Here is an 18,895-nt window from a genome sequence, read left to right on the forward strand (position 1 = left end):
CTGTCTCCTTTCGAAATTGGTCTAGAAATATATTCACTTGGAAACAGTGCTAGCCTGAAACGGCGACAGGCGAGTTCATCTGCCGTTTCTGATATCTATCAAACCAAACTAACCCGATGAGCGCGAGACTTATTGCCAATAAGCAAAGAATCAGTGGCGCTTTAAAGCCAAACCCTTGAGAAATCACACCCATCAACGAAGTACCGACCATCGTTCCCACCAGCATAGTGTTGGTGTAGAAGGCAGAGGCTTTACCAATCGCTTTTGGTGCCAAGTCTTGCATGTAAGTCACACCTAATCCGACAAAGATACCGAAGAAAACACCATTGATGAGCTGCAGTGGTAGCAGCAGATAAAAATCATGTAACGAGTACATCCCAATGTAAAACAACATTGCCGATGCAAAACCCACTTTCAGCAGCCCGCCTTTGCCATGTTTCTTAGACCATTTTGCTGCCAACAACATAATCGGAATTTCAATCGCTGCGGTCAGGCCTAGCAGGATGCCTGGATAGGATTTCGGCAACCCGAGTTCGCGAGTCAAATAGATAGGCATGGCATTTAAGTAAGTACTATTCGCAACATTGGCCAAGAACATTACCGCAGCCAAGTACCATACCTCTTTCGGTAAACGCTCGACCGTTTTTGAAACGTTACTCTTACTCGCTTTGGCGTCAGCGGGTAATTTCAACATTACCGCCACAAACAGAAAAACGAGGCTTGCTATTGTCGCTGCTAAAAAGTAGTTCAAGGTAAAGCCCAGTTTATCGACAGAGACAAATGCAAGAGGTGGACCGAATATCCACAACAAAGAGACTGACGATCGCATCTGCGAGTTGAGTTGTGTGCTGTTTTCACCCGTTGCGTCGGCAAAGCCACGAATAATGGTAAGTACAACTGGAATCGAAGAAGAGGCAAAGGGCATAACAAACATGCCAATAAGCAATGCATGCCAAAATTCGCTAGCTGCTGAAAAGCCCAATGCGCCAAAGAAAATCCCTGCCAGTGTCAGCAGAAAAACATGCTTACTGGAGACACCTTTATCAATCAACCCTGTCAACTTAGGGCTAATAAGAATGGTCATTAACGATGCGGTCGTCGTGTAGAGACCGATATACATGGGCTGAGCATTGAGTTCTTCAACCAGAAAGAGGCTCATAATCGGTAATACAAAGGCAAACGCCAGCGCTGTCATTCCATTAACAACAAACAGTATTTTCTTTTGGTCTATCCGCAACTTATTAGGCTCTTATCGTAAACAAGGACCCTTAACCTTAACAAGGTGTTGCATAATAAAGCAATGACAAACTAATCAACATATGCACTCATCTTACGAAGAAACGGCAGTAGGCCTAAACAAAGAAAGCCTGCACTTAGGCAGGCTCAGATTGATGACGAACCCCGCTTTTTAAGCGGGGTTCTTTTTTGGAAGCGACCGTAGGTCGCGATCGCGATATTTTTTGCTATGTCGTGCGCAGAAGTTTCCGTTCATTACATAGGCATACAGAAGCAAGTATTTGCCTCATTTCTGCCATGTTTAAGCCTATTTTTCGGAGATAGTTCATCACCAGCGCTATCTTCTTGATGTTTTGGGCTGCCGCTGCCAACCAACATTGCATTTGCACATTGGCTAGACCGCGGAAGCGAGCATAACGATGACCGTGATGTTGCTTAGCGTCTGCAAAGCTACGTTCTACTGTTTCACTTCGACGTCTATAAGTCTTCTTGCCGTAGGAAGAGAGCCGCATTTGGTTTGCCCTCTCTACTGCGTCACTATAGATATGCCGTGTAATCACTTTCTTCATATTTCTGCTTTGAGTACAGTCATCCCTCATTGGACAGAACGCACATTCTTTGGGGGCTGAGTGGTATTCTCGATACGCATCGCGTGAGGTAGTTTTATAAAGCAACTCCTGACCATTCGGACATTGGTAGCTGTCTCTTTGCGCATCGTAAGTAAAGTGCTTCTTTTTGAACGTATTTTTCGTTCTAGATGGACGTCGATAACCGAACACGCCAAGAATAGCTCGACGTTCAAGTGACTCCGCCACTGGAGCAGTAAAGTAGCCCGCATCCAGTCCAACAGCTATCGGGTTCAATTGGAATGTGGCAAGCGTGTAATCTAAGCGTTGAACGTAAGGCTGTGAGTCATTGATGTTACCCGCGGTGGTGTAGGTATCGAGAATAATTCCGTGTTGACCATCAACGGTTCGATGGTCGAGATAAAAGAAGCCTTGAGGCTTATTATCACGAGTCATGAAGCCACTCTCTGGGTCAGTGGTGCTGGTTTTAGTATTCTTTGTTTTTGGCTCTGACTCCCGAGCCTTAAGTGGCTTCTTACCTGCTTTTCTCGGTCTAAAGCGACGTCTTCATCCAGCATATCAAGATAGGTACTGGCACGAACCGCCGTGACTTTATTGGTGTGTTTATTCTTGTTGGCGTTCGCTTTGAGATGAGTACTGTCCGTAAAGAGCTCTTGACCCGCGACCAAGCCTTTCGACATGGCTTGCTCTACGATATTGATAAAAATACGTTCGAATACATCCGTGCCATTAAAGCGACGAATGCGGTTCTGGCTGAGAGTAGAAGCGTGAATGACTTTCTCTGTTAATGACATCCGCAAGAACCAACGGTAAGCGACATTCACTTCAATCTCTTTGACGAGCTGACGCTCACTTTTTATGCCAAAGATGTAGCCAAGTAAGATGATTTTGAAGAGGCGGACAGGGTCAACAGGTGGGCGTCCATTATCTTTACAGTAAAGATGAGCGACTTCATCTCGAATGAATTCGAAGTCGATAGCATTATCGATTTTACGCACTAAATGGTTTTTAGGAACTAACTGTTCCATCGTCACCATTTCCAGTTCGTATTGTTGCGGAGTAGGCTCTTGAAGCATAACGGAGTGTCCATATTTCGATACCCCTATTAGATCAAAGGTCTAGCTCGAAAGCTAGACCTTTGTCAGCAGTCTGAGCCTGCACTTAGGCAGGCTTGTGTTGATTCAACTGAAAAACATCGCGACGGAATTACTCTTCCACACTCCAGACACGATAATCAATATCAAGATCTTCCGGCGCGTAAATCACGAGAGGCACTTTGCTGTTATACCTGTGTAACTCGCCTCTTGCACTTTCAAGCTCACGCATCTCTTTATCACATGGCAACAAGGTTGTGCCCATGGTTGGCGCTTCAGTAATGACGAAGTAAGGATACCCCCACCCTTCTAGGCTTTTGCGCTCAACATTTACGTTCAAGTGACGCACATTGCAGTCAACTTCCATCGTTTTACTGGCAACCAACTGCAACAACGCATTTTGCTCTTCTGCGCGAGCATCAAGGATGAAAGAGTGCATGGTCAACTCTGGGTACATGTCAGTCGAGAACATGTGTACGCTCACCTCTTTCGCAGAAGTACTCATCGCAATCATCATCAGCCCTGCCGCCATTGTCAGCTTTTTCATAGCATCACCTGTTGTTAAACTAGTCATTGAAAACAGTGTTCATAATACAGCAGTTTTTCTGTCTGTCTGCTGAATTTACGTAAGTTTACTCTGATTGAAGTGGAGGCGTATTGACCGTCTTTGCTATTCGATTGACAAAGCCCCAGTCGGGTTGCGGCTGGGGCGTTAACATGTATCACGCAACACAAATAGTGGGCTTTAACTCACCAAAGCAGGCAATATGTGTAAAATCATCATAGTGCCAATGGGGGATTGGCTATTAAAGCTTTCTGCTGTTTTTACCACGACCAAGTTAAGAGACTTGATGATAACGATGTCTTGCCCACCCCAACCTTGCGCCATAATCGCCGAGTAGGTTTCACCTTGAATGCTAAACTCCGTCTCCCACCAAAAATATCCATAGCGTTTTCCGGGTAGGCTCGAATCAATCACAGGGGTGGTAGATTCAATCATCCAATCTTTATCGATAATTTGTTGCCCATTCCAAGCACCGTCATTTAAAACGAGTTGACCGATTTTTAGCATATCGATGGGACGCATATACGCGCCACCCGCTACATTTGTCCGCCCGTCTTGCTGCTTAAACCAAAAGGCGTTCTTAAGACAAAGCGCAGATAACGGCCCATTTTTAGCGTAGTCACTGACAGTCGCCTGTTCAGTCGCTTCACGAATCACTTCCCCCACAACAGAAACAAAGCCGCCACTATAACTAAATGTCGAACCCGGCTCATTCACCAAAGGGCGTTTTAATGTAAAGGCAACAGAATCAGCACTTTCCATCTCTTTTACACGTACGTTGTCAGGGTTATCGTAGGATGATGACCACTCGTTCCATTCGAGCCCCGCCGACATAGTTAAAAACTGTTGCAGGGTAATATTGGCTTTGGCACCCTCGAAAAGCGTTTTATAGCGAGGCAGCAAGGTGGAAACTGGCGCATCAGAACCGGGGATTTTCTCTTCGGTGATCGCCATCCCCGCGAGTAAAGACGTCAAACTTTTACTCACAGACTGAACTTGATGAGGTTCGTCAGCCGTCCAACCATTGAAATATTCCTCAACCAGCAGTTGCCCATCCTTCATCACCAATAGACTATTGGTGTTTTTGTAGTTCATGCGACCAACTTCGATATTGGAGATAAGATCGTCAAGGTACTCTGCTTTATATTCGACATCTGACGGCACTTCGGTGCGCTCACTACATACCATCGCACTGCTAAAATCGCTGCTATGTTGCTCTGCGCCATACATAAGCGCGATGAGATCCTCATTCGAGACCTCTACACGTTGATACGTTAAATCAAGATCAGCCACATTGACGGCAACACGTTGATATACGCCATCTAGCGGCTGACTAAACTCTCCAGTCACTTCATAGTTTGAACCCTTTGAGCGTAACTTGCCGTTGTCATTAATCACAAGTTCCATTGAGCCATAAGCCGTGTTCCCAAAGTAACGTCCATCACTCTGTTTAATGATCAGGTAAGCCAAGGTATCAGTCTTTGCATGATAGACACCGACAAAAGGGTCACTGGTATTCGCGAAGGCCGAAAGATTGAAGAAGAGACCTATTAACAAGACCAAAGGTCGAAATAGGTGGTTCCAAAAACACCGCTCGAGTTGTTTTAACTTAACGCCAATAATCTCTAACATCACGTCCTCTATTCTCACCGCTAACTAGCGCTTCATTTCATAAACGATAGAATCCAGTTTATGGCGTTTAAGTATTCAATCATTCAGGATGATGAGTTCGTGCGAGCCACGTCTTATTAAACAGGGTGTAGCACGTGTTATTTGTCTAATTTGCGTTGATGACACAAGCCCCTTCTAGACGGCATGCTTATATTAAATCGCCGTTAACAGCTTTCTGTACTCTCGGAATTCTTGAAAACTTACCCCATCATTTTGGAGACGGACGATATGATGACGTAAACGCACTCTCTGTCGCTGAGTAAGTTCTTGGTGCTTGAGTACCCTAGCTAGACGTTCCTTTAAATAGCCAGAGTATGAACCAAAGTAATCCAATTCGATATATTGCACCGCAATCTCAATTGCAGCCGCATCCCCTACTCTGACTAACTCCGCGATCTCACGCAGCGTATCCCTGTAATCTACCCACGCTTGTCGAAAAGACGTCACGTTTGCGTTATCGCTCGTATCGTAGGTATGAAGATTCGTGCCGCCAAGTTGGCTGTATTTTTTAAGGATCTGCGATTTCTTCCATCCGTTTGGAATACCATGGTAGATCTCTTTCGGTGTGTTACGAGAGGTGCGGTGCATTTTTATGCTTCCATAGAAACCACTTAATAAATAAAGCTATTATCAGTTCATCACTCAGAATAGCTTTTTAAAACTAAGCGCGGCCATATTTAAACAGACAACATAATAGAGGATAAAAAGCCATTACTACTGAGATAAGTCGATCCACTGCCCCTTTGTCAGTTCATTGAGGTGTTCAGGGTTGAGCTTAAACACCGAATTAGGAGTGCCTGCCGCTGCCCATACTTCTTTGTATTGTCGCAAGTCGTTATCAAGCAAGGTATTCACTTTATTATTGTGTGCAACAGGCGGAACGCCTCCAATCGCAAAGCCAATTTTTTCTCTAACAAAAGATGCACTTGCTTTTTTCAAGGTAAGGCCTGTATTTGCCTTGACTTTATCTACACACACGCGATTAAGCCCTGACACGATGACCAATACTGGTTCGCCTGTCTCCGCATGTATAAAAACAAGTGATTTTGCTATTTGCCCTACCATACAACCGATAGTGCTCGCGGCTTCTTCAGCAGTTCGAGTCGTGCTTGGCATTTGCTGTACGATGAAATCATGACCATATTGAGATAAACACTCTTGTACCCTTGAGGATGACGCTTTCAATTCATTCGACATATTTTTCCCTTTCGTTAACACCTTTTCTTGAATGGCATCGTTATTTTTATACCAATACATTGATAGCCACAAAATTGCTAACTTCTACAATAAGAGTCGTGATAAGGAAAGCGATTACACTCATTAACTAGCCAAAAACAGACGTAAATCCAACTCCACAGCGTCCCCTAGCCAGTAGGCATAATCGGTATGGTCAGTTAAATCATCACCCGTATCAGCATTTAGCTCAGGCCACGCCAGCCTGCGGACAAAGGCGACATCAATCCCATCATCCACTACAATAGCCGCTTTCAATGCTTATCTGGAACCTACAATGCAACTCAGCAAACTGACTACTGAACTTTATGATCAACTTTACCGCGACATCACTGAGTTTCGCACCACCTTTGATTTACCGGTTGCCGCGCCATCGACATTAGATGACAAGGCTGATCAGTTGCATACCTCGCTTGCCATTGAAGAACTCACCGAACTCGCCGAAGCAGATTGTAAAGCCGAGCGCGCGGATGCGATTGTTGATACCGTTTATGTACTTGTTGGCCGTCTTGTACACCTTGGCCATAACAAGATGGAAGAGAATATTGCGATCAGTTATATGATTGACCTACTCCTACACGTTGCGGCTAACCAAAATATTGACTTCTTACCGTGCTGGAATGAAGTCCACAGCAGTAACATGAGTAAAGTCTGCCGCAACCAACAAGAGTATGCGGATACCGAAGCGCACTATGCGAAACAAGGGGTAAAACTCTTCTCGGCAGTGAAAGGGGATTATGTGATAGCGAAATGTGCTGAAGACGTGACTTTAGAAGGCAAGACTATTCGCCAAGGTAAGGTGCTGAAGTCTGTCTACTATCGCCCGGCAGATTTAGTCTCTCTCACCCAGTAACAAACAATATACTCAAACCACCTCAAGATGCAGGATTCAGAAGCGGCCTAGCGCGTCGAAGTCAAGGTAAAGATACCAAGGCAAAGGTGTGAAGGAATGGCTTCCCCCTTTCAAACACCTTTAACGCAGAAATCGGGGCGCTAGTCGCTTCCCGAAGGGCGAGTTTTCTAGGCTCGCCACCGTCGTTACTGTTTTTTGATTTAGTCCACTAGATCTTCAAAACAGTGTCTTGTTGACAAGCCTAGAAACTCTCGCTGAACAAGCATCTTGAGGTGGTTTGAGTATAAAGGCAACCCTGAGGTTGCCTTTGTACTATTGCACCGAGTTTAGCGGTTGGCGATCAGCCTTACCGCATTCCCCAATACATTCATGCAAGTCAAACGACCTACACCACCGGGTACAGGCGTGATTGCGGCTTTAGTCTCTGCCCCATCAATGTGTTTGATGTCACCGACCAGCTGTCCATCGACGCGATTGATGCCAACATCAACCACTAACTGCCCTTCGCAGAACTGGTCGCTGGTCAACGTCCCATGTAATCCCGTCGCGACAACAATCACATCAAATTGATGCCAATCAACAGACGCTAAATCAGACCGACTGTTGAAACTCGACACCGTTGACTGTCGATTGATCAGTTCAATCGCGAGAGGCTTACCAACAATATTACTGCGACCAATCACCGCAACTTTGGTGCCTGAGAACGCGTTGTCACCACGATGCGCCGCAATGATGTCAATGACGGCTTGAACGGTACAAGGGAGAATGGCATTTTGGCCAAGTACCAGTTGCCCTAAAATCTCAGAGCCAAAGCCGTCAACATCGATTGTGGCAGGCAAATCAGGCGCCTCTAAACCATTTGGCAACGGAAGTTGAAAAAGAATAGGGTGTGATGTGCTTTGCGCTAGCCCATCCAAATCTGCTTGTGTCGTCCCATCTTCCGGCAACACGAGATGGTGGCAAGGCAAACCTAAATTTTCAAACAAGCGGACTTTATTTCGCACATACACTTTACTCGCCGGATCGTCCCCAACCGTAACGATCGTTAACTCTACCGCCAATTCCTTTTCGGCAATTTGCTGTTTAAGCTCAGATAGTTGCTCGTCATAGAGCTCACTAATGAAGGCTTTCATACGACCTCGTCTTCAATGACAAAAAGAGTGTTATATCAAGAATCTGGACAGAATTATTGCGCTAGAACAAGAAACAGGGATTGACCATCAGCAAGCTGATCGCTTGACCTTGCGAATAGAGACAGGCAGACTACATTTGTATAGACAATTAATGACTTTTGAATACATCTATGACGACCTCGAAAATTACTCGCGCGCCCCGCTTTCAGCAAATTCAAGATCACATTCGCGAACGCATTCAAAGTCAGCAATGGCCACCGGGATATCGCGTTCCAACCGAAGCTGAACTGTGCCGCCTTTTTGAGGTCAGCCGGATGACAGTAAGCAAAGCGTTGCGAGATCTCGTCAATGAGGGCCTACTCGAACGTACACCTCGTGTTGGCACCTTTGTCAGCCATCCTAAGGCAGAATCCCCGCTAATGGACATTCGTAATATTGCCGATGAAGTCAGAGCGCGCGGCCAAGAGTACAGTAGTCAGGTCATCTCTGTCGCACAAGTGCTTGCCGATGAAGAGGCCGCGATACGTCTTGGGGTGATGCATAACAGCACGATTTATGAGAGTGCGATTGTCCACTATGCTGACAATCAAGCAATTCAATATGAGCATCGCTGGGTTAACCCGCAGCACGTCCCCGAATACGCACAACAAGATTTCAGCACTCTCACGCCTAATGAATACCTTTCTACGGTTAAACCCCTCAGCGCCGTGGAACACACAGTCGAAGCCGTGTTAGCGCCAGAAGAGATTTGCCAATGGCTTGCTATCTCTTCACATTCCCCTTGCCTGCTATTACATCGTCGCACATGGAGTGACCAGCAGCTCATCTCGGCGGCGCTTCTCTATCATCCAGGCTCTCGCTATAAACTCACGGCTCGCAATGATGGCGCGTAACACCTCGCGCGCTTGACCTCCCCCCCAGCAGATAATCATCCGGCCTTTGGTTACTGTGCAGTATTTTTGGGCAAGCGTAGCCATAGCTTTACAATATTCGACTTAATTTTAGCCGGATATTAAACGACCATGATCACATACTGATAACATACGCTATTGATCCTTCGCGCGGATTTGACTATACATTTGTCTATACAAATAAATCGCACAAGGAAATCAATCGTGACTGAAAGTTGGGTGCTCTACAATTGCAATCTCGTCACCATGGATCCCGACGCCGATGAACAGGGATATCAAGTCGTCACAGACAGTTGGCTACATATTGCCGACGGTAAGGTTCAGCAGATAGGCACGAGTGAATATGCGCCCAAGGTAAAACCAGGAACACCTTGTATTGATGCTGAGGGCAAGCTCGTCACCCCCGGACTGATCGATGCCCATACCCACCTTGTTTTCGCAGGATGTCGAGCAAATGAATTTGAGCAGCGTCTTAACGGCGTGCCTTATACTGAGATCGCCAAGCAAGGTGGCGGCATATTAGCTTCAGTAACGGCCACGCGTAACGCAACGGAGGCAGAGCTTACCGCCCTAGCGATCCCACGCGCCAAAGCACTAGCGCGTGACGGCGTCACAAGTATTGAGATTAAATCCGGTTATGGCCTAACACTCAACGACGAACTCAAAATGTTGCGTGTCGCTAAAGCGCTACAGCAACATGTCCACCTGCATATCACCACAACACTGCTCGCCGCCCATGCCCTTCCCCCCGAGTTTGCACACAGCGCTGAAGAATACATTGAGCACATTTGTGACGAGATAATTCCCGCCGCAGCCAATGAAAATTTGGTCGACGCTGTCGATGTTTTCTGTGAAAAAATCGCGTTCTCCCCTGCGCAAATGGAAAAAGTATTTAGAACAGCACACGCCCATGGTTTGATGGTCAAAGGGCACACAGAACAGCTTTCCAACCTTGGCGGTAGCGCACTTGCCGCTGAACTCGGTGCAACGTCAGTCGATCACCTTGAATATCTTGACGAGGCCGGCGTTCAAGCACTGGCAACTCATGGCACAGTGGCAACCTTGCTACCGGGTGCATTTTTCTTTCTGCGTGAAACGCAACAACCGCCTATCGATTTACTCCGCCAATATCAGGTCCCGATGGCCATCGCGAGTGATTTCAACCCCGGCACTTCACCCTATGCGTCACTCACCTTGATGATGAACATGGCATGCACACAATTTCGGTTAACACCGAGAGAAGCACTGCAAGGGGTCACCTGCCATGCCGCCAAAGCACTCGGCCAAACACATACTGGCTATATCGCCAAAGGCATGCAAGCGGACCTCGCCGTCTGGCAAGCAACCTCTCCTGCACAACTCAGCTATCAGGTCGGGACATCCCCTCTCGCCTTCCGAGTCATCAAAGGGGTACAACACCATGGAGAATAAACCAACGCAGCCAGACTTATCCGTGTGGCAGGGGCGAGAAGATCCCGAAGATGGTGCAGCAGGACTCCGTTTTCATCAGGCCGTCAAGCCCCCAACAGACGCCAGCGGATTGTCATCGACAGTGGATTTAATCGGCTTTGCCTGTGAAGAAGGTGTCCGTCGCAATAAAGGGCGTTTAGGTGCGAAGCAAGCCCCTCAACGCATCAGACAAGCGCTCTCGAACATGGCTTGGCACCACAGCTGTGTGCTTCGCGATCTTGGTGACATTGCTTGTGATTCAAGCTCAGACGCGACCAGAGATCCACTCGCAGACGCACAGACTTTACTTGCCAATAGCGTGGCACAAAGCCTGAATACAGGGCACTTCCCTATCATACTAGGCGGAGGCCATGAAGTCGCTTGGGGTAGCTATCAGGGCCTCGCCTCTCATTTGAAAGCGCAGCATCTGCAACAACCACAACTTAAAGCAAAGCACCCCAAGCAGCAGAGCACGCGTAAAGATTCGCCACCGCGCATCGGTATTATCAACTTCGATGCGCATTTTGATCTTCGCCCGCTGGTGGAGGGAAAAGGCAGCTCTGGCACGCCATTCAACCAAATCGCCCAATATTGTGAGGCACAAGGCTGGCCTTTTCATTACGCCTGCATCGGGGTTAGCCGTACCAGCAATACCCAAACCTTGTTTAAACGCGCCGAAGCGTTGAACGTTACCATCATTGAAGATGTTGACTGCGCTAACGAACAGCGTCTATTGCAACAGATTCTTCAGTTTGCTGCTGGCTGTGATGCCCTATATCTCACCGTCGACCTTGATGTCTTTCCTGCATCTCAAGCGCCCGGCGTCAGTGCCCCAGCAGTGCTTGGCGTCGACTACCGCATCGTGGAATCATTGATCCGCACTATTGCTGCATTGAGAGATGCACAAGGACAACGACTACTACGCTTGGCTGATATCGCTGAATACAATCCAACCGTCGACCAAGATAATCAAACCGCTCGACTCGCAGCACGCCTCATTTGGCAACTGTGCGCGACTTTCAATAATAACGAAACATCACCCTCATAAGGAGTTTGCAATGACCGACCCAAGAATGGACAGTGATCGCGAAATTCATGCCCCGACGGGCACCAAACTCAACGCAAAATCGTGGTTAACGGAAGCCCCGTTGCGGATGCTAATGAATAACCTCCACCCCAACGTCGCAGAACATCCGCAGTCACTTGTCGTCTATGGTGGTATCGGTCGTGCTGCACGTGATTGGGCATGCTATGACAAAATCGTTGAAACACTGAAACGCCTAGAAGACGACGAGACGTTACTCGTCCAGTCAGGCAAACCTGTCGGTGTGTTCAAAACCCATGCTGATGCCCCCCGCGTGCTCATCGCTAACTCAAACCTTGTTCCTCACTGGGCAAACTGGGAGCACTTTAATGAGTTAGACAAAAAAGGCCTCGCAATGTATGGCCAAATGACGGCAGGGAGTTGGATTTATATCGGCTCTCAAGGGATCGTCCAGGGCACCTACGAAACCTTCGTCGCGATGGCAAAGCAACACTTTGACGGCTCGGCGGCTGGCAAATGGATTCTAACAGGCGGGCTCGGCGGTATGGGTGGTGCTCAACCACTCGCGGGCACGATGGCTGGCTTTTCGATGATCGCTGTTGAATGCGACGAATCACGCATCGACTATCGCCTTCGCACTGGTTACGTCGATAAAAAGGCCACCACCCTCGACGATGCGCTTGCCATCATTGAAGAAGCCAAACTGACTAGCACACCCGTATCCGTCGGCCTACTCGGTAACGCCGCAGATATCTTTGCTGAGTTAGTCGAGCGCAATATCACGCCAGATGTGGTTACCGACCAAACCTCTGCCCATGATCCGCTCAATGGTTACTTACCTCAAGGTTGGAGCATGGAAAAAGCCAAGCTTGAACGTGAAGCGAACCCAGATGCCGTTGTTGACGCAGCGAAGTGTTCGATGGCCGTCCAAGTTCGCGCCATGCTTACATTGCAAAGCCGCGGCGCAGCCACGGTCGACTACGGAAATAACATTCGTCAAATGGCGCTAGAAAAGGGTGTAGATAACGCCTTTGATTTTCCTGGATTTGTGCCGGCATACATCCGACCGCTGTTCTGTGAAGGGATTGGGCCATTTAGATGGGCAGCGCTTTCTGGCGACCCAGAAGACATCTATAAAACAGACCAAAAAGTCAAAGAGCTCATCCCCGATAATCCGCACCTTCATAACTGGCTAGATATGGCCCGTGAACGCATTCAGTTTCAAGGACTGCCTGCGCGTATTTGCTGGGTCGGATTAAAAGATCGCGAACGCCTAGGCCAAGCCTTCAATGACATGGTCAAAAACGGCGAGTTGAAGGCACCGGTTGTCATTGGTCGAGATCACCTAGATTCCGGCTCTGTTGCCAGCCCGAACCGAGAGACAGAAGGCATGATGGATGGCTCTGATGCGGTCTCAGATTGGCCATTACTGAATGCACTATTAAACACCGCATCCGGCGCGACTTGGGTGTCACTTCACCATGGTGGCGGTGTCGGTATGGGCTTTTCGCAACATTCCGGCGTCGTTATCTGCTGTGATGGCACCGAAGAGGCATCAAAGCGTATTGGCCGAGTACTAAAAAATGACCCTGCCACCGGGGTGATGCGCCATGCTGATGCAGGCTACGACATCGCCATCAATTGTGCGAAGGAAGAGAAACTCGATCTCCCTTTGCTAGATCTACCCAACACACCGCGTCAATAACGCCAACGTTCAGAGGAAGTAACAGATGTACGAACTGACCCTAATCCCTGGTGAATTGACTCTCCCTCAGCTACGCCGAGTGAGTCGCGAAAAGACCCAACTGAAACTAGGCGCCAACATCGCGGCACAAATGAAGCCGAGTACCGATACCGTCGCCGAGCTCATTGATAATGGCTCTGTTGTCTACGGTATCAATACGGGCTTTGGTCTACTTGCGAACACGCGTATTGCAACGGAAGATCTTGAGACCTTACAACGCAGTATCGTTCTCTCACACGCTGCGGGTATCGGCACATTTATGCGCGATGAAACCGTGCGCCTGATGATGATACTGAAGATCAACAGTTTAGCCTGCGGCTTTTCCGGCATTCGCTATGAAGTTGTCGAAGCATTGACAACGCTGATCAACGCCGAAGTCTATCCTTGCATACCAGAAAAAGGCTCTGTCGGTGCTTCAGGCGATCTCGCTCCCCTCGCCCATATGAGTACGGTACTACTCGGCGAGGGCCAAGCAAGGCATAAGGGAGAAGTCATATCCGGTGCCGCAGCGCTAAAAATCGCAGGACTAACGCCTATCACCCTTGGCCCCAAGGAAGGTCTAGCGCTTTTAAATGGGACACAAGCCTCAACGGCTTTCGCGCTCGAAGGGCTGTTTGCCGCCGAAGATCTCTATGCGTCGGCAACGGTATGCGGTGCACTTTCTGTCGAAGCCGCATTGGGAAGCCGCCGTCCCTTCGACCCACGAATTCATCGAGCACGAGGGCATCGTACCCAAATGGATGCCGCGATGGCTTATCGACATTTATTGGAGCAGCACAGTGAAATCGGCGATAGCCACAAAGGCTGTGAAAAAGTACAAGACCCATACTCACTTCGCTGTCAGCCTCAAGTGATGGGAGCATGCCTTGCCCAAATCCGCCACGCTGCGGAGGTGCTCGAAGTTGAAGCTAACGCCGTCTCTGACAACCCATTGGTCTTTCCTGATGATGGCGACATCATTTCTGGTGGTAACTTCCACGCAGAGCCAGTAGCGATGGCAGCAGACAACCTCGCCCTTGCCATTGCCGAGATAGGCTCGTTATCTGAACGCCGCATGGCGCTGCTTATTGACAGCAACCTTAGCAAGCTGCCACCTTTTCTCGTTAACAATGGCGGCGTAAACTCTGGTTTTATGATCGCCCAAGTCACCTCTGCCGCCTTGGCCAGTGAAAATAAGACCCTTGCCCACCCTGCCTCGGTAGATAGTCTGCCCACGTCTGCTAACCAAGAAGACCATGTCTCAATGGCAACTTTTGCAGGTCGCCGTTTAGCGGAGATGGCGGACAATACCCGGGGTATTCTTGCCGTCGAGCTCTTGTCAGCCTGTCAAGGCATCGATTTTAGAGCACCTAACAAAAGCAGTGTCCGCTTAGAGCAAGCGAAAGCCGAACTGAGAAGTCACGTCGCATTTTATGACAAAGACCGCTATTTTGCGCCTGACATCGCTAAAGCTGACACGCTACTCAAAGAGGCGAGCTATAACCGTTTGATGCCGGATAACCTCTTACCAAGCATTTAACTTTCCCTACTCGCTGTAGGCAAATGCCGGTCTCACCTGAGATCGGCTTTTTTATGTTGAGCCCGAGTACGCCAATATCGCGTGGCTGGAACTCCAAAAATCAACATCCCAAACCTAGAATGTTAATAGTAGGTTACTCAAATGACCGAAGCGTCAAACTGATAAACAACCTTAACATTGAACAAAAAACCAGCAAGAAAATAACCAACACTCTCCCTAAGTGTCGATTTTCTAGACAGCGATAGAAATATCAGTAAATGCAACATTTACACAACATCCACACTAATATAAGGGTTACTTGCCTGTAAAAAATAGCCTTGCAGATCCGCCTAATTATAAAGACCCCTCAACCTGCTCAATGTTTAACCAGCCAACATTGCCTTATTAAAAAAGCACCAACAATAACCACAACGAGTAGAATGGTAATAGCGGTGCAACTCTGCATTATCTTTCCCAGCGATTGCCACGCTTCAACATTCAAACTCAACCTGGCATCCAAGAACAACATTAACTTTTAAAAACAAACACATAAATACAAATCCCAACTAAGCATTAAACTAAAGAGACATGTCACACGTATATAACGTTGTAGAGATAGAACTATTCTTAATGCGGCAGAGATAAGGCTTGGAGAAAGTGGTTATCGATACAAAACTGGACTGCTCTTTATTTGGCCAATAACCTCTTTTTATTTATGGTTTATTGTTAATTTAATAACCATTAAATGTTAATAAATTGTTTATTTCAAGCCAAATAATGCGATTTTTTATTTGTTTGTCTGCATTTTGTGCGTTGGTTTATTTAATCTATTTACCCTAAATGATATGTTACCGCCGCCGTCAAATTATGACTCAACTGTTACTACAAAGTTTCTCTGGAGAAAGAATGAAAGCAAGATGTAACAAACCAGTTGCATTGATATTGCTCGGGGTAGTATCGCTCATATTATTGGGCTTACTATTCAGTAGCAACATGGTGTTATTCGATCCGAAAGGCCCCATCGGGGAAGCGCAGGAAGCGCTCATCATCACCTCAGTGCTGCTTATGGCAATCATCATCGTACCTGTGCTGTTTATGTCGGTGTACTTTCCGTACAAATACCGCCACAGCAACAAAGAGGCTGAATACAAGCCTGATTGGGAGCACTCAACCAAAATTGAGATCATCGTATGGACGATTCCGTGCCTGATCATTCTAGCGTTGGGTTGGATTACTTATAAAACTTCCTTCTCCCTTGACCCTCGCCAAGAGCTTGCTTCAGAAAAGCCTGCACTGACTATCCAAGTTGTTTCCATGAACTGGAAATGGCTGTTCATCTATCCAGAGCAGCAAGTTGCAACAGTGAACGAGCTGGCGCTGCCAGTTGATCGCCCTGTTGAGTTCTTAGTGACCTCAGATACAACGATGAACTCATTCTTTATTCCACAACTCGGTAGCCAGGTCTATGCCATGGCCGGGATGGAAAACCGTCTTCATTTGATGGCCTCTGAAGAAGGTGAATACCGTGGATTATCAGCAAACTACAGTGGTTTTGGTTTCACCAATATGCGTTTTAAAGCTCACGCTGTGAGTGATGAAGGCTTCGACCAGTGGATTGACACGGTGAAAGCTTCTCAACTCGAACTCAACGACGCAACTTATGACGCGCTGACTGCTAACGCCAAAGAGCAGATTAAAGCGCCTCACCCGGTGACCTACTATTCATCGGTCGATCCGCTTCGATTCAAAGACATCATTGAAAAACACTCAGGAGTCCAAAATGGCTTATAAGGGCGATGTATATGCCGAGCCGGATCCAATCTTCGGTAAACTGAACTGGGACGTTATCCCTTATTATGATCCGGTCATTTTGCCGGTAATGATCGCTGTCGTTCTTGGCGGCATTGGCCTATTGGGCCTCATCACTTACATGGGTAAGTGGCGCTATTTATGGGAGGAGTGGTTCTCTTCTGTCGACCATAAAAAAATTGGTGTCATGTATATCATTGTCGCCTTGGTGATGATGATACGAGGCTTCTCAGATGCCGTATTAATGCGTTCACAACAAGCGCTTTCAACGGTAGATGCCTCCTATCTCCCCCCGGAACACTACGACCAAATATTCACCGCGCACGGTGTAATTATGATCTTCTTCGTTGCCATGCCGCTCGTGGTAGGTCTAATGAACATCATAGTGCCGCTGCAAATCGGTGCCCGAGACGTCGCCTTTCCGTTCTTGAACTCATTGAGCTTCTGGCTGTTTGTGGTTGGCGCGATTCTAATCAACGTATCACTCTTCGTTGGTGAGTTCGGTGCAACGGGTTGGTTGGCTTACCCGCCACTTTCTGGCATGGAATACAGCCCATGGGTCGGCGTTGACTACTGGCTTTGGTCTCTGCAAATCTCGGGAATCGGTACCCTTTTAACGGGTGTTAACTTTGTCGTTACCATCCTACGCATGCGTGCGCCGGGCATGAAAATGATGCAGATGCCTGTCTTTACTTGGACGGCACTCTGTTCAAACGCCTTGATTGTGGTTGCTTTCCCAATCCTAACTGTCACGCTGACATTACTTACGCTAGACCGCTACATTGGTACACACTTCTTTACCAATGACATGGGCGGCAACCAGATGATGTACGTCAACTTGATCTGGGCTTGGGGTCACCCTGAGGTGTATATCCTTGTGCTACCTGCGTTTGGTATCTTCTCAGAGATCACCGCTACTTTCTCTCGTAAGCGTCTATTCGGCTACACCTCATTGGTGTGGGCAACGGCGGTTATCATGTTGCTATCCTTCGTTGTATGGCTACACCACTTCTTCACCATGGGTGCTGGGGCAAGTGTTAACGCCTTCTTCGGTATTGCGACCATGATTATATCGATACCCACCGGGGTTAAGATATTTAACTGGCTGTTTACGATGTACAAAGGCCGCGTCGAATTTTCGGCCAGTATGTGGTGGACCATTGCCTTCCTGATCACCTTTACCATTGGCGGTATGACGGGCGTTATGCTTGCTATTCCGGCAGCGAACTTCGTACTGCATAACAGCTTGTTCGTTATCGCGCACTTCCACAACGTTATTATCGGTGGTGCGGTCTTCGGTTACTTTGCAGGTATGACTTACTGGTGGCCGAAAGCAACCGGTTACATGCTGAACGAAAAGTGGGGCAAGATTTCTTGTGTCCTTTGGACTGTGGGTTTCTTCGTTGCATTTATGCCGGTCTACGTACTGGGCTTCAACGGCATGACGCGCCGCCTAAGCGTTGCAGAAAACCCAGAATGGGCTCCAATGCTATGGATAGCCGCGTTTGGTGTCTGCATTATTGCTGCAGGTATCGCCGCGCAGTTCTACCAATTCTTCATCTCAATTCGTGATCGTAAGCAAAACATGGACACCACTGGTGACCCATGGAATGGCCGTACGCTTGAATGGTCGACGTCGTCACCACCAGCGTTTTACAACTTTGCGACCTTGCCAAAGATCCATGATCGTGATGAGCATGCTTACTGCAAAGACAATGGTTTAGCCTATCAAGCCCCTGAGCGTTACAAGCGTATCCACATGCCGAAGAACACTTGGGCTGGCGTTGTGATCAGTTTCTTCTCACTGACGCTTGGCTTTGGTTTTGTTTGGCACATTTGGTGGCTAGTTATCGCCAGCTTCTTAGCGATTGTCGTTTCTTGGATCGCCTACAGCTTCCAACGCAGCAAAGACTACTTCGTTGAAGTGGCTGAGGTTGAAGCCATTGAAGGCCCGCATCTAGAGCGTGTATACCAAGATCATCCACAATACCGCCCTGCGTCAAAAGATGCAGAAGGCACCGTGGTATAAGGATTGAAGAGAAATAATGAGCACATCAACTAATACTG

Annotated in this window: 16 protein-coding genes; 8 read left to right on the top strand and 8 right to left on the bottom strand. The window is 47.7% G+C overall.

Going from position 1 to position 18,895, the window contains the following annotated elements; all coding sequences use genetic code 11:
• Window positions 1-49: 49 nt before the first annotated feature.
• The 7 genes from TSUB_RS09065 to TSUB_RS25035 all read right to left on the bottom strand — a co-directional run bounded on the left by TSUB_RS09065 (window position 50) and on the right by TSUB_RS25035 (window position 6,644).
• Window positions 50-1,237: a sugar efflux transporter gene (locus TSUB_RS09065; protein WP_087022988.1), complete on the bottom strand. Its 1,188-nt coding sequence runs from the start codon at window positions 1,235-1,237 to the stop codon at window positions 50-52.
• 226 nt (window positions 1,238-1,463) lie between these two features.
• A protein-coding gene (locus TSUB_RS09070) for an IS1182 family transposase (protein WP_221274514.1) occupies window positions 1,464-2,899 on the bottom strand; the annotation gives its coding sequence in 2 pieces (ribosomal slippage) (window positions 1,464-2,344 and window positions 2,344-2,899; 1,437 coding nt in all).
• A 130-nt stretch (window positions 2,900-3,029) separates the two neighbouring features.
• Window positions 3,030-3,464: an ecotin family protein gene (locus tag TSUB_RS09075; RefSeq protein WP_159064832.1), complete on the bottom strand. Its 435-nt coding sequence runs from the start codon at window positions 3,462-3,464 to the stop codon at window positions 3,030-3,032.
• A gap of 198 nt (window positions 3,465-3,662) precedes the next feature.
• Window positions 3,663-5,114: a serine hydrolase gene (locus tag TSUB_RS09080; RefSeq protein WP_087018264.1), complete on the bottom strand. Its 1,452-nt coding sequence runs from the start codon at window positions 5,112-5,114 to the stop codon at window positions 3,663-3,665.
• Between the two features lie 192 nt (window positions 5,115-5,306).
• A complete protein-coding gene (locus tag TSUB_RS09085; protein ID WP_087018266.1) occupies window positions 5,307-5,741 on the bottom strand; it encodes a hypothetical protein in 435 nt (144 codons plus the stop codon).
• Window positions 5,742-5,867: 126 nt separating this feature from the next.
• The gene (locus TSUB_RS09090; RefSeq protein ID WP_343231770.1) at window positions 5,868-6,410 is read right to left on the bottom strand and encodes a YbaK/EbsC family protein; all 543 of its coding nucleotides are present in this window, start codon (window positions 6,408-6,410) and stop codon (window positions 5,868-5,870) included.
• A gap of 63 nt (window positions 6,411-6,473) precedes the next feature.
• The gene (locus TSUB_RS25035; RefSeq protein ID WP_246616340.1) at window positions 6,474-6,644 is read right to left on the bottom strand and encodes a DOPA 4,5-dioxygenase family protein; all 171 of its coding nucleotides are present in this window, start codon (window positions 6,642-6,644) and stop codon (window positions 6,474-6,476) included.
• A 19-nt stretch (window positions 6,645-6,663) separates the two neighbouring features.
• On the opposite strand from TSUB_RS25035, the gene TSUB_RS09100 reads away from it, so the two are divergent.
• Window positions 6,664-7,239, top strand: a complete 576-nt coding sequence (locus TSUB_RS09100; RefSeq protein ID WP_087018268.1) for a nucleoside triphosphate pyrophosphohydrolase family protein — start codon at window positions 6,664-6,666, stop codon at window positions 7,237-7,239.
• Window positions 7,240-7,565: 326 nt separating this feature from the next.
• On the opposite strand, the gene TSUB_RS09105 is transcribed toward TSUB_RS09100, so the two are convergent.
• Window positions 7,566-8,372, bottom strand: a complete 807-nt coding sequence (locus TSUB_RS09105) for a bifunctional 5,10-methylenetetrahydrofolate dehydrogenase/5,10-methenyltetrahydrofolate cyclohydrolase (protein ID WP_087018270.1) — start codon at window positions 8,370-8,372, stop codon at window positions 7,566-7,568.
• A gap of 185 nt (window positions 8,373-8,557) precedes the next feature.
• On the opposite strand from TSUB_RS09105, the gene hutC reads away from it, so the two are divergent.
• The 7 genes from hutC (at window position 8,558) to cyoB (ending at window position 18,857) form a co-directional block, all read left to right on the top strand.
• Window positions 8,558-9,265, top strand: coding sequence for a histidine utilization repressor (gene hutC, locus TSUB_RS09110; RefSeq protein WP_087018280.1), 708 nt, complete (start codon window positions 8,558-8,560; stop codon window positions 9,263-9,265).
• Between the two features lie 264 nt (window positions 9,266-9,529).
• Window positions 9,530-10,714 (top strand): imidazolonepropionase, encoded by a 1,185-nt coding sequence (gene hutI / locus TSUB_RS09115; RefSeq protein WP_087018282.1) that lies wholly within the window; start codon window positions 9,530-9,532, stop codon window positions 10,712-10,714.
• Entirely contained in the window at window positions 10,704-11,780 is a 1,077-nt protein-coding gene (gene hutG, locus TSUB_RS09120; RefSeq protein ID WP_087018272.1) for a formimidoylglutamase, read from the top strand. The genes hutI and hutG overlap by 11 nt, the downstream gene beginning before the upstream one ends.
• Window positions 11,781-11,790: 10 nt before the next feature.
• Window positions 11,791-13,482: a urocanate hydratase gene (hutU, locus tag TSUB_RS09125; protein ID WP_087018274.1), complete on the top strand. Its 1,692-nt coding sequence runs from the start codon at window positions 11,791-11,793 to the stop codon at window positions 13,480-13,482.
• A gap of 25 nt (window positions 13,483-13,507) precedes the next feature.
• On the top strand, window positions 13,508-15,040 hold the full coding sequence (gene hutH / locus TSUB_RS09130) for a histidine ammonia-lyase (RefSeq protein ID WP_087018276.1): 1,533 nt from the start codon (window positions 13,508-13,510) through the stop codon (window positions 15,038-15,040).
• Window positions 15,041-15,925: 885 nt separating this feature from the next.
• Entirely contained in the window at window positions 15,926-16,810 is an 885-nt protein-coding gene (cyoA, locus tag TSUB_RS09135; RefSeq protein WP_087024847.1) for a ubiquinol oxidase subunit II, read from the top strand.
• Window positions 16,811-16,838: 28 nt separating this feature from the next.
• Window positions 16,839-18,857 carry a cytochrome o ubiquinol oxidase subunit I gene (gene cyoB / locus TSUB_RS09140; RefSeq protein WP_192867875.1) on the top strand — a complete coding sequence of 673 codons (2,019 nt, stop codon included), beginning with the start codon at window positions 16,839-16,841 and terminating at the stop codon, window positions 18,855-18,857.
• The last annotated feature ends 38 nt before the right edge of the window (window positions 18,858-18,895 follow it).

The sequence above is a fragment of the Thaumasiovibrio subtropicus genome, from assembly GCF_019703835.1.
Classification (GTDB): Bacteria; Pseudomonadota; Gammaproteobacteria; order Enterobacterales; family Vibrionaceae; genus Thaumasiovibrio; species Thaumasiovibrio subtropicus.

Bases quoted from the DNA above. Each gene is read 5' to 3' on its own strand.
- TSUB_RS09075 (WP_159064832.1), bottom strand. From the start codon at position 3,464: ATGAAAAAGCTGACAATGGCGGCAGGGCTGATGATGATTGCGATGAGT.
- TSUB_RS09080 (WP_087018264.1), bottom strand. From the start codon at position 5,114: ATGTTAGAGATTATTGGCGTTAAGTTAAAACAACTCGAGCGGTGTTTT.
- TSUB_RS09085 (WP_087018266.1), bottom strand. From the start codon at position 5,741: ATGCACCGCACCTCTCGTAACACACCGAAAGAGATCTACCATGGTATT.
- TSUB_RS09090 (WP_343231770.1), bottom strand. From the start codon at position 6,410: ATGTATTGGTATAAAAATAACGATGCCATTCAAGAAAAGGTGTTAACG.
- TSUB_RS09100 (WP_087018268.1), top strand. From the start codon at position 6,664: ATGCAACTCAGCAAACTGACTACTGAACTTTATGATCAACTTTACCGC.
- TSUB_RS09105 (WP_087018270.1), bottom strand. From the start codon at position 8,372: ATGAAAGCCTTCATTAGTGAGCTCTATGACGAGCAACTATCTGAGCTT.
- hutI (WP_087018282.1), top strand. From the start codon at position 9,530: ATGGATCCCGACGCCGATGAACAGGGATATCAAGTCGTCACAGACAGT.
- hutG (WP_087018272.1), top strand. From the start codon at position 10,704: ATGGAGAATAAACCAACGCAGCCAGACTTATCCGTGTGGCAGGGGCGA.
- hutU (WP_087018274.1), top strand. From the start codon at position 11,791: ATGACCGACCCAAGAATGGACAGTGATCGCGAAATTCATGCCCCGACG.
- hutH (WP_087018276.1), top strand. From the start codon at position 13,508: ATGTACGAACTGACCCTAATCCCTGGTGAATTGACTCTCCCTCAGCTA.
- cyoA (WP_087024847.1), top strand. From the start codon at position 15,926: ATGAAAGCAAGATGTAACAAACCAGTTGCATTGATATTGCTCGGGGTA.